The sequence below is a fragment of the Ancylomarina salipaludis genome (assembly GCF_004122035.1).
GTDB classification, from domain to species: domain Bacteria; phylum Bacteroidota; class Bacteroidia; order Bacteroidales; family Marinifilaceae; genus Ancylomarina; species Ancylomarina salipaludis.
The window spans coordinates 1-11,879 of sequence record NZ_SAXA01000028.1; the positions used below are offsets into that span (position 1 = coordinate 1).

Annotated in this window: 4 protein-coding genes; all 4 read left to right on the plus strand. The window is 37.7% G+C overall.

Going from position 1 to position 11,879, the window contains the following annotated elements:
• A partial coding sequence (locus EO244_RS16615; protein WP_206734597.1) for a tail fiber domain-containing protein occupies positions 1 to 4,514 on the plus strand: 4,514 nt, incomplete at its 5' end.
• A complete protein-coding gene (locus EO244_RS16620; protein ID WP_164977527.1) occupies positions 4,498 to 5,061 on the plus strand; it encodes a hypothetical protein in 564 nt (187 codons plus the stop codon). The genes EO244_RS16615 and EO244_RS16620, both read left to right, overlap by 17 nt.
• A gap of 4 nt (positions 5,062 to 5,065) precedes the next feature.
• A complete protein-coding gene (locus EO244_RS16625) occupies positions 5,066 to 5,698 on the plus strand; it encodes a carbonic anhydrase (protein WP_129255815.1) in 633 nt (210 codons plus the stop codon).
• Between the two features lie 898 nt (positions 5,699 to 6,596).
• Positions 6,597 to 11,165 carry a hypothetical protein gene (locus tag EO244_RS16630; protein ID WP_129255816.1) on the plus strand — a complete coding sequence of 1,523 codons (4,569 nt, stop codon included), beginning with the start codon at positions 6,597 to 6,599 and terminating at the stop codon, positions 11,163 to 11,165.
• The last annotated feature ends 714 nt before the right edge of the window (positions 11,166 to 11,879 follow it).

Here is an 11,879-nt window from a genome sequence, read left to right on the forward strand (position 1 = left end):
TTAAGAAAGCTATAAACCTTTCTAATGATGCAGGTGATAGCTATGGCGTTTTGAAGAATGATGCCGGTAAATTACTTTGGCAAGGAGAGGACGTCTACACAGCTTTAAATGCAAATAAATCGAATGTCGACTGGACAGCAAAAGAACTAAGAGCTTTTGGGAATTTTAGGGCAGATGAAAATGCTGTTTTTGCCAAACTCATTCAGCTGAATAACAATCAAAGCATACAAGGTCAAATCAATGGTCAGTCCACTTATGGTAATATGCTGGCTATGGGGATTGATAACTATGCTCAGGTAGGTAATAGTTTAAATACTGAGGGGGTAAAACTTTATTCAAAAGGCAATCAGTTAAAACTAACTATTGATGGAAATGGAAGTACAACCTATGGTAATCATAGTGTAACGGGTGAAGTTCGCATAGATACCACACGATTAGCTAAGGGGGTACTGTGCCTAAATTCAGATGACTGGATTAAACATACCGCAGGCGCTAATGAGGGATGGGAGATTGTAAGCGATGGAACTAAAGATCTGGAGATTCTTAGAAATATCGGTATTATCAATCACAGAGATACAACCTTTAAGGGAGTGATTGGAACGGCTCCCTTTATCTCCGGTATTGGAGGAAAAGGGACCTGGAGAATATCTCAGGATGCGAACGCTGAACTTGATAATCTGGACCTAAGGGAAGGTTTGACCTGCAATACTTTCACCAATAATAAGATTAACATCTCAAATGGCGATTTAATTGTGTCAGATACCGATACGATTGAGTATGTAGACGGTAACATTCTTTATTTCTCAAAAGAGCAACCCTTCCGAGTGGGTGATGTTTTAAGATGTCAGGGGTCGAGCTCTCCAGGAAATATTAAATCCTACTACATCACAGTTGAGAGTGAAGGAACCTCACAGAGTCGAACCGATGAAGAGGGCGAATTGATGAAATATATCACATTCACAGATAAAACCGGCTCAGGAACAATCGAAGTTGATGACATTTTACTAAGATGGAACAGTTCAGATACCGACAGAAAAGGTTTGCTTTATATGAGCTCCAGCTCTACCTACGCCCCATTTTACGATGTGATCTACGATGGTCAGACCAAAGCCAGATTTGGACGCTTGGATGGGATTACCAGCACAACAGGAAAGGTGCTTTCAGGTTATGGCTTGTGGGCACAGAACGGATTCTTTGAAGGTTGGATTAATGCTAAGGAGGGTTTGATAGCTAATTGTAAAATTAATTCAGATTCTGTTTCTACTTCAGGTTGGATTTTAAATAGTGATGGTTCCGGAAATTTAGCCAATGGTGCTATTGCCTGGGATATCAATGGGAAGACTATTCTGGGATCAGGTGTTACACTTCAATGGGAACATCTAAGTGCAGAATCACAAGTCAATCTTGTTGGTCCACAAGGAGTGAAAGGCGATTCGGGTACCGACGGAGTGACTACATACACCTGGATAAAGTATGCTGATAATTCGTCAGGATCAGGTTTGTCAAATTCACCTGTTGGTAAGGAATACATTGGTTTTGCCTATAATAAAACATCAGCTACTGAATCAGATAACGCTGCTGATTATACCTGGTCTTTAGTTAAAGGAGACAAAGGGGATACAGGTGTGAAAGGTGAGTCTGGTGCAGATGGTGTCACAACCTATACCTGGATTAAATATTCTGATTCTGCTGATGGAACAAATCTTTATGATACGCCAAATTCAAACACACTTTACATCGGAATTGCCACGAATAAAACATCTTCTACTGAAAGCACCAATAAAGCAGATTACAAATGGTCTTTGTTTAAGGGTGATAAAGGGGATACTGGATCCACCGGACCAGAAGGTCCACAAGGAGTAAAGGGTGATCCTGGTAATGATGGAGTAACTACATATACTTGGATAAAGTATGCTGATAGTTCGTCAGGTTCAGGTTTGTCAAATTCACCTGTTGGTAAGGAATACATTGGTTTTGCATATAATAAAACATCAGCCACAGAATCGAATAACGCTGCTGATTATACATGGTCTTTAGTTAAAGGAGACAAAGGGGATACAGGTGTGAAAGGTGAGTCTGGTGCAGATGGTGTCACCACCTATACCTGGATTAAATATTCTGATTCTGCAGATGGAATAAATCTTTATGATACACCAAATTCCAACACGCTTTATATCGGAATTGCTACGAATAAAACATCTTCTACTGAAAGCACCAATAAAGCAGATTACAAATGGTCTTTGTTTAAGGGTGATAAAGGGGATACCGGATCCACCGGACCAGAAGGCCCACAAGGAGTAAAGGGTGATCCTGGTAATGATGGCGTGACTACATACACCTGGATAAAGTATGCTGATAATTTGTCAGGTTCAGGTTTGTCAAATTCACCTGTTGGTAAGGAATACATTGGTTTTGCATATAATAAAACATCAGCCACAGAATCGAATAACGCTGCTGATTATACATGGTCTTTAGTTAAAGGAGACAAAGGGGATACAGGTGTGAAAGGTGAGTCTGGTGCAGATGGTGTCACCACCTATACCTGGATTAAATATTCTGATTCTGCAGATGGAATAAATCTTTATGATACACCAAATTCCAACACGCTTTATATCGGAATTGCCACGAATAAAACATCTTCGACTGAAAGCACCAATAAAGCAGATTACAAATGGTCTTTGTTTAAGGGTGATAAAGGAGATCAAGGTATTCAAGGTTTAAGGGGGATACAAGGATTACAGGGGCCTCAAGGACTTAAAGGCGAACGAGGAGTACAAGGACCTGTAGGACCTACTCCAACAGCAGATGAGATTAAAACTACAATTATTTCACATGCTGGAGTGATTACACCAGAGATTCGTTCAAACCTAATTGGCGTAAATAAATTAAACGCAGACCACATTGATGCTACCTCACTACATGTAGGAGCTGGTGGTATCACTTTGGATTCAAGAGCTGTGTTAAACTGGGATAATTTAGGTGCAGATGCTAGAAATAACTTAAAAGGTGCAGATGGTATTAGTTGGGCTGAACCGATTGGTGGAATTTCTAAAGGTGGTTCGTTCACTTCTAAAGGTATTTTGCTAAATACTTATCCAAATCCAGGTGACTCTAATGTTGGGGAACTCTATATTTATGGGGGGAACTTTCATTGGAATAATGTAGACTATACTGTTCCTTCAGGCAACTGTATGACTGCGTGTGAAGGTGGTGCCCACCTTGGGAAGAAATATATTGTATTTATTGGTTCTGACCAAGCCCGTTTCACATGGAGTGGTTCCTACCCAGCATGCCAAAAACACTTTGAGGTTTGTAAGTATGAAGGAGGTATTTGGTATGCTATGCCGGATAATTCTACTTGGCAGGCATTTACACCAAATGCAAATGATGTGATTGTTGCTGAAGTAAATGTGACCGCAAATTCATTTGAGAACCTGAATTATTATATGACACTGAAAGGGACTGATGGTCAAAACGGTCAAGATGGAGCTACTGGAGCAACAGGAGCGCAAGGTCCGATAGGTGCTACTGGTGCAACAGGAGCAATTGGGCCTAAAGGTGCAACAGGATCACAAGGTCCTCAAGGTATCCAAGGATCTCAAGGTCCTCAAGGAGAAAGAGGATTACAGGGTATTCAAGGTATTAGAGGTATACAAGGGCCTGTAGGACCAGTCCCAACATCAAATGATATTAAGACCACCATTATAAACGAAGCGGCTGTAATTACACCTGCTATTGCAGCAAACTTTGTTGGAACAAACAGACTTGATGCGAGTCATATCAACACAGGTTCTATTACATCATTAGGAGCTGTAACAGGTGGTTCATTTAATTTAGGTAATGGTAAATTTAAAGTAGATGCTAATGGTAAATTAACAGCAACTGATGCAACTATTAACGGAACAATCACATCTTCATATGGTACAATTGGAGGCTTTAATATCTCAGGCTCAGGAATTGCATCTACAGATGATAACTTCTCATATATAATAACTAGAAATCCTACTGGTACACTTGATGCTCGAATAGGCGCAAGTGTTTTCGCACCGTCATCTGGCGCATCTGGGGTAGGTTATTTTTGTAATACCAAGACGAATGCTTTTGGCACTAATTATGGGCTTGTTGTGAAAGCAAGTAATGATGGCTCATATGGAAAGGCTATAGCTTTGGATGTTATAGGTGATATTAGAGCATCTGGTGATATCTCAGCTAATTCTGATAAAAGGCTTAAAAAAAATATTAAACCAGTAAAGAGTGCTCTTGATAACTTACTGAAGTTAAATCCTGTCACATTTAAGTGGAAAACTAAAGATGATGAAAGAATTAAACACGGTTTTATAGCACAAGAAGTGGAGGAAATATACCCAGAGTTGGTTAATACTAATGAAGAAGACGGTATTAAATCAGTTAACTACATCGGTATGATATCAGAGCTTGTTGCTACGGTACAAGAACAACAGAAACAGATTATTGAATTAAAAGAAAGGGTAGATAACTATGACATTACCAAGTAGTGGACTAATAAAGCTGAGTCAGATTGCAACAGAGCTAGGGGTTCCGGCCTCTAAATCTCTGGCATATATGGTAAATATGGCTAATAGTAGATTGAATAAGACTCCGCCACACTATTTCAGTGAATGGTATGGTTATAGTCACGGCTCTGTTACACCTCCGGCAGATTTGACTAGTCTAGGTGTAATCTCATCATCATTTAGTCCTTACACCCAGACATATAATTTCAATCTACGGGTTAATAGTGCAGCGTATGGCAGGCAATACAAGATTCATTTACATATAAACCCAACAGGATATAATTCAGGGAATACTATTTATGACGGTGTGATATTTTCAGGAAACGCTCCGGAATCAGCGACATCCTGGTCTACAGGTACGTTAGACTTAGCTTTAGATTATTTATGGAATGGTACCAGTCTTGGACGTGATGAGTACAACATCATGTGTTACTTCAAAGCGTTTTTTACAGATGATTCGTCAGATGTAGTTACATGGGAGAAGCAATATATCCGTAAACCGGCACCATCAACAACTACAACATCTTAACATTATGGAAGAAAGAAAGATTATACAAACATTTAATACGCTATACAATGAGTTAGAGGAAGAGTTCAACAGCGGTTTGATTACTGTTGTTGGGTCTACACTCAATCATATAACGGGATTCAAAGAGAAGGAAGATGATACAGGTGACATTGATTTGTTAGTAGATACTGAAGCAGGTGAGTTAGCTTTAATAAAGGTCGCAAAGTACTTAGGGACAGATGTAAAGGTTATATATGAGCCTAATATGAATTATAGAGGACTTAAGATTTGGTTCGATGAAGATAAGGGCCTTGTTGAGATATTCAGGATAAATCCTAAGAAAGGAGTGTATGGCGATATCGTATATAAAGGTAAAACTTACTCGATGTACATCGAACGTATGGAAGATCAACTCGATGAGTTGTTCAATATATTATTGGTAACAGTTAATAAGCTAACTAGCGCCTTGGAACAGGCTGAGACTAATAAATCAGATAAACTTGAACACATTATTACAGGCTTAAAATGGAAAGTTGAGAAACATTTAAACACTATTCAGTATCACGTAGATAAGGCAGAATTTGATATCACAGCATTAAGCAACTATTGGTCTTATGTAGAATCAAAACAACGTTTTGAAGCCATAGAATTGACTTAAACAAAGAATCCGACCATAATTAATTGTTCGGGAATTTACAACAAAGCTAAAAACGATAAATTATGGCAATAGATATCAATGAAGGAGCTGATTAAGTATATAGTCTGGGATTACGTTCGACCTGAAAAAATGGTTTGACTTTCCGTAAATACTAAACTATTGCAGCAACTATAGAGTTTATGTTAGCTCTTTTTGATGATATGCCAAGTATTGAACATAAGGGGCTAATGCCTTTTGTTGTAAAGTGAAAAAAGATTAGGTGTGTTAACTTATAAAGTTGACACACCTATAATTATTCCTTCCTGAAGACTAGAATATCCAAATCTAATTTTGATAAAAATAAATTCTATTACCCAATAGAAAAGCTATGCAACAATCAAGAGACTTCGTTTGAAAAATCAAAAACAGATTAGCTTTAATCATCTTTTGGATAATTGACAGCCAGATCTCCTCAGATCATCGATAAAAGGATGACATAAGTCCCAAAGCCCTTTTAATCACACATATTGAAATACGTTTTCTTATTCCTTGATAAACAATAAGCTAGGTGTTGGTTGGGATCTGAAGTTAAGGATGTCGATACAAATGAAGGGGCTATTTCACTGCTTTTTGATATCTGACTTGTAAGGTGTCTAATTAGAGTTGTTTTTTATTCACCTAAGAAAGTTCGGTTGGCTATTAAAAATTCAAAAGAATCTCAGGAGTTTATTCTAATGCTAAAGCCGAAAGCCCCTTATACTATTCGTTATCACTTTCGATTAAAAATCAGGATAATGGGAATTCGCTGGTCGTGAAAAGGAGGCGTATCAATTTTCTCAGATAAAGTATGATTCGGGTATTCAAAAGTCTACAGATGGGGAATTTATAAACAATGCAAGGTGCATTAAAAATATTAACTATGAATAATATAAAATATAAAACAGATAACGCTATTTTGGCCCGACTCCTGGAGGAACAGGAGCTCGAAGAAGTTAAGCAAGAGGTTGGCCTTGTTTCGGGAGAAGATGGGTATGAAACGCATGCCGGTAAGTTCTTTACAACTGATGATGTCATCACCTTACGCGACAAAGCGACCGTTGGTTTGGGATCTACGAAGTTTACTGGGCTTGTGGCAAAAAACTATGATGGCTTAAACGATGGGCAATTGGTGTTTGATGCTGATGGGTATGCACGAGTAGGTGATAAAGATAGTTTGCAAATGATCGCTACCCGTGAAAATACCCCCATGCCCAATGGTATAGCCTTTTATGATGAGACTTCCAGGAGTTTTAAAACGAAGGCAGAATCTTCATTATCGGTAGCACAAGCCCTTAATGCCAATAAGCTGGGCGGTATTAGTGCGTCTAATTACTACCACTCAGGGAATAGTAATAAGAATGATGTCGATTGGACTGCTAATAATTTATGGCTGAATGGTGGACGACTACGAACAACAAAGTTAACAACGGGTAATAATCAAGTTATTAACCCAGAAGGAGGAAGTATATATTTTGGCAATCCTTCAACATTAATGGCTTTAGAATCTAATTCTAACCCTAGATTAAATATAGGCGGGTCGCTTGGTGTAATGTATAGTAGCCACAACGCCAATAAAAGTGATGTAGACTGGGCTGCTAAAAATATTATTGCTAGTGGTAGTGGAAGTTTTGTAGGAAACATATCAACAACTGGGATAGTTGTATCAGACACGTATTTCACATCATCTGATAGTGCAGTAGTATTAGCTCCGAATGGTGCAGGTACAGTATATCTTAGACCAAATGGTAAAGATACTGGCTTAGGAGCTTTATCTGTCAATAGTAGCGGATACTTAACTGTAGCAGGTGGTGGTAGTTTTAGTGGTGATGTATTGATATCTTCTACTTCACCAAATTTAAAACTTCAAAGAACTGATAGTGTAGCTGCATTTGACGCAATTACATTTTTAGGAACAGGCGGTAACTTAGATTACGATGCACAGATAGGGTTTCATATTAATCAACTTAGACTTACAGGTAAATCGACTATAAACAGTATTATAGGTAGTTCTGAAATATTCAAAGTAGATGCATCTGGTACTAAAACAACAGGCGATAGTGTTGCAACAGGTAAATTATTAGTAAGTGGCGATTCTTATTATGGTATAAACGGTAATAATAAATTTGGTTGGAATGGCAGCGCTGACATCTATTTTAAATATAATGGAAGGGGCACAGGTGGTAGAGCATTTGTACACGCTCCTAATAATGCTTTAGTTATCAATTATGGTGGAGACTTTAGCGGTGGTGTCCAAATAGGTTCGGGCATATCTATATTAGGCAAAAGCTATATATCTGGAAATGCAGATTTTGGTGGAAACATCAATTTATTAGCTACTACAGGAGAGCAGGGGAATTATATTTCTTTCTATCGAGGTACGCCCTCATATTCAGACGGGGCAGATTTCCGACTTAAACATGATTATGGGACTTTTAGATTCCAAATTAGCACTTCAGATTCTTCATGGAAAAATGTCATCTCATACGGAAATGAAACAGCAAGTATTGACGGTTCATTTGCTGTTCGTGATTATATAGGCTCACCTACCTATGCTAGTGGCTTCTCTGGTTCAGGTTGGAGAATAGACCATGATGGAACAGCCAATTTTGATAATGCTTACATTAGAAAAACATTAAATGTTTATGAACTTCTTATTCAAAAAATTCGCTCTGTTAATGGTTCTATAGTAGTATCATCGGCTAACGGTAAAGTAGCTGCTACCTCCTTAGAACATTCAGGTGCTACGATGCGAGTGGTATTGGAAGAAGCTGGTGGTTTTGTTGTTGGTGATAGATATCGTTGTCAAACATTCAGAGCTTCCCAAGGTGTTAAATATTATGTCTCAGGTAACATTGGTTGGATTAGTACAGACGGTAAGATACTGGATGTATATAATTATGCTGGTTCTTGGGATGGAACAGATTTCCCAGAAGTGGGTGATGAGATTGTACAATGGGGTTCAACAGTCTCAGATAGACAAGGCATGTTGTATATGACTGCTAGTGATAGTGGTGCACCTTATTTAGATGTTCTCGATGGTGTGAATGGTGCTAATATGGATAATAAGACTAAAGTAAGATTAGGCAAGTTAAACGGCATTACTGACGCTGAGTTGGGCGGCGCTTTGACTGGCTATGGTTTATACTCTGAAAATGTGTTTCTAAAAGGGAAGATTGTAGCTAAGAGTGGGTTAGTAGGTGATTGGAATATAGAAACAGGTTCTATTTATGGTATAAGTAAGTATGGTAATAATGGCTATGGGTTAACACTATTGCATTCTAATGACTACTACGGAGTAGTAGCGCATAAGAACAATGCTGAGCTTGTTGAATTATTCAATAGGTCAAATGGATGGGGATTGCGTGGTGCTGATGCTACAGGAGAAGTGTTTCTCTTGGGTTCAAAAAATCAAATTGCAGGATGGACATTTACAAACAATGCTTTATATACTTCTACAGGTGCTTATGGTGATGGTGTTACTATAGGATTGTTTAAATCTTCTAGTGGTACAGATTCGGCTTTATATCCATCGCAAGGACTGCAAGGACTTAAGCTTACTTACTATAAAAGCTTTACAGGTGGTGAAGATAGAGCAGGAGTTAGGGCTGTTGTAGGGGCTTTATCTGATTCTTACTTTTATAAGAACGAAGAAAATGGCAAGTATGGTTTTGAGCTTGTAGGCGGTAGAAAAGTATCTAATTGGGGTGATATAGTCTTTAGAGCGTCAATAGAGAAAAGTACAGGAAATTTAGATTGTAGAATTGCTGGCTGGACGTTTGATAATAGTAAATTATATAAAGGGTTAGTTTATGGATCAGGTGCAGGAATTGAATTATACACGCATTCTAATGGAGGTCGTTTAATGGCATATACTAATACAACTAATTACACTGAGTTGTTCCAAAGTGGTAGCTCTTACGGTGTTCAGTCTTATAAAGATGGCTCTCCTATATTTCAATTAGGATCTACAAATCAAATAGCAGGTTGGAAGTTTGACGATTACAGAATTACTTCGAATGTTTCAAATCCTGACAGTTGGAGTGGTGAGACTCTTATTAAGCTTTCTACTAAAAGCTCTGGTTCAAGTTATATTTATAACGGTTCTCAAACCCTACAAGGCTTTAGTATGATGTGGCATAGGTCTAGTAACGCAGGTCATATTGTTATGGGGCAAGTTGCTTCTAACGGCTCTACTATAAAGCAAGATTTTAAAGGCATTCAGATGATGGATTATCTAGGGTATGAGTATTTCTGTTTGTCAGCCAACGTTAATAAAACTGGCGGGAGAGAGGTTTATAACCGCATTGCAGGATGGAGTTTTGATGAATCTACTATTTGGGCTCAGAATATTCAATTAAATGCTTCTGGTTGTATAAGAGAACTTTACGATAAATGGAGATTAAACAGCGATGGTTCAGGTGTACTGGCTAACGGTGCAATAAATTGGAACGCGTCAGGCGTGTTAAATGTTAATAGAGTTACAGCTATTGATGGAACTATTGGTGGTTGGTCTATTGATGGGGCTTACATATGGTCAGGGACGAAGCAAACGTCAGATACATATTCTTCTGCAGGTATGACATTAGCAAGTTCTGGTGCTATCAGAACGCCTGAGTTTTATATATCCAATATAGATGGGTCAGCCCATTTTAAAGGTACATTAGATACTCCTAAAGGAACTATTGGTGGCTTTGTTATTAGTGAAGATAGTATTGTGGGTAATGGAGCAAGGAATATGTATTACTCATCTGGATCTGGAACGACACCAGGATCACAGAAATCTGTAGAAACACGAATAGACATAAATAAGAATGAAGCAAACATCAGGCTAACACATTCATTAACAACTGGTATTTTGTCTGGAGTTACAGAAATAGGATCAGATGGTATTTTATGTAATAGTGCGGGTATGAGATGCGTCAGTTCATCAACAGGGCTTGATTATCGTGGAGCTATAGTTGGATTAGGCTATGGTTCTATGAGTTCAAGATCTTATATTGGAAATGAATATAATATGATGTGTGGTGTGTTTGGTATTGGACATAATACATCATCTTCACCATGCCCAACATATGGTGGCTATTTCACTGGTGGTGGAGTTTTTGCAAGCAGATTAGTTGTTGGGACAAAGGATGTATACATCGATTATGATGGTGAAACAATTGATGTTAGCAATGTGACTTATTTGTCTATCTTCCCAGAATCATTATCTTCAGCGAATAACCAATTCTACTTGGCAAATGCTGTTCATGGGCAAGTATTATATATTTTTAATCGTTATGATTCTATGAGTATATACGTTAAATCCGGGGTGCTTGCAGATTCTGTAGATTATGAAATTCCAGGTGGCGTTGCTGTTACAATGATCTATGATACCAATACCAAGTACGGTGGTACTATATCAGGTGGACATTGGGTCGTTGTTGGCAGGTATGATCAAAACTGGTAACTAATTTTTTTAACTGATGTGTTAATCGTATCTGTTAACACATCAGTATTACTTCCTATCTCAAAATTAGGATACCCAGATCTATTTTTTGATAAAAATAAATTCTATTAGCCAATAGAAAATCTAATCAACAATCAAGGAATATAGTTCGAATAAACAATAAAGATGGCTCTTAATTTTCTTTGGATCATTGAGAGCTGTCTCTTCTCAACTCTTTTAAGAGGATGATATAAAATAAAAGTCTTTTTAATCATCCATGTTGAAACATCCTCTCATATTATCCTCATAAACAACTAATGAGACATTACAGGATTTTATTTTACAGGTAAAGAATGTCAAAATAAATCAAAGCAATAGTGTTATGTTGTTGTTGTTTGATACTTGATTTGCAGGTGATTAGCTTAATTTTTATGTTTGTTCCCGAAATCACTTGAGAGATGTTGAGCGAACTGAATTTTGAATATTTAAAATTCTGAGAATTATTTCTCATTGGCTGTAAGCAATATTTCAGTAGGATGAAAAAACAATGCCAATAGATATCATTTTCGACAAAAATAAGATTGCACTAATTCGCAGCTTGTGACTGGAAGTCGTATCGTTTTTTAAGCAAAAGTCAGATTTGGATATTCAAAAGTCTGCAGATAGGGGATTCATAAAAAGATGCAGAACGCATAAAAAATATTAATTATGGATAGTATAAAATACACAACAAAC

What these genes read in the sequence shown, in the direction of transcription:
- EO244_RS16620 (WP_164977527.1), top strand. Translation starts at nt 4,498, where the DNA reads ATGACATTACCAAGTAGTGGACTAATAAAGCTGAGTCAGATTGCAACA.
- EO244_RS16630 (WP_129255816.1), top strand. Translation starts at nt 6,597, where the DNA reads ATGAATAATATAAAATATAAAACAGATAACGCTATTTTGGCCCGACTC.
- EO244_RS16625 (WP_129255815.1), top strand. Translation starts at nt 5,066, where the DNA reads ATGGAAGAAAGAAAGATTATACAAACATTTAATACGCTATACAATGAG.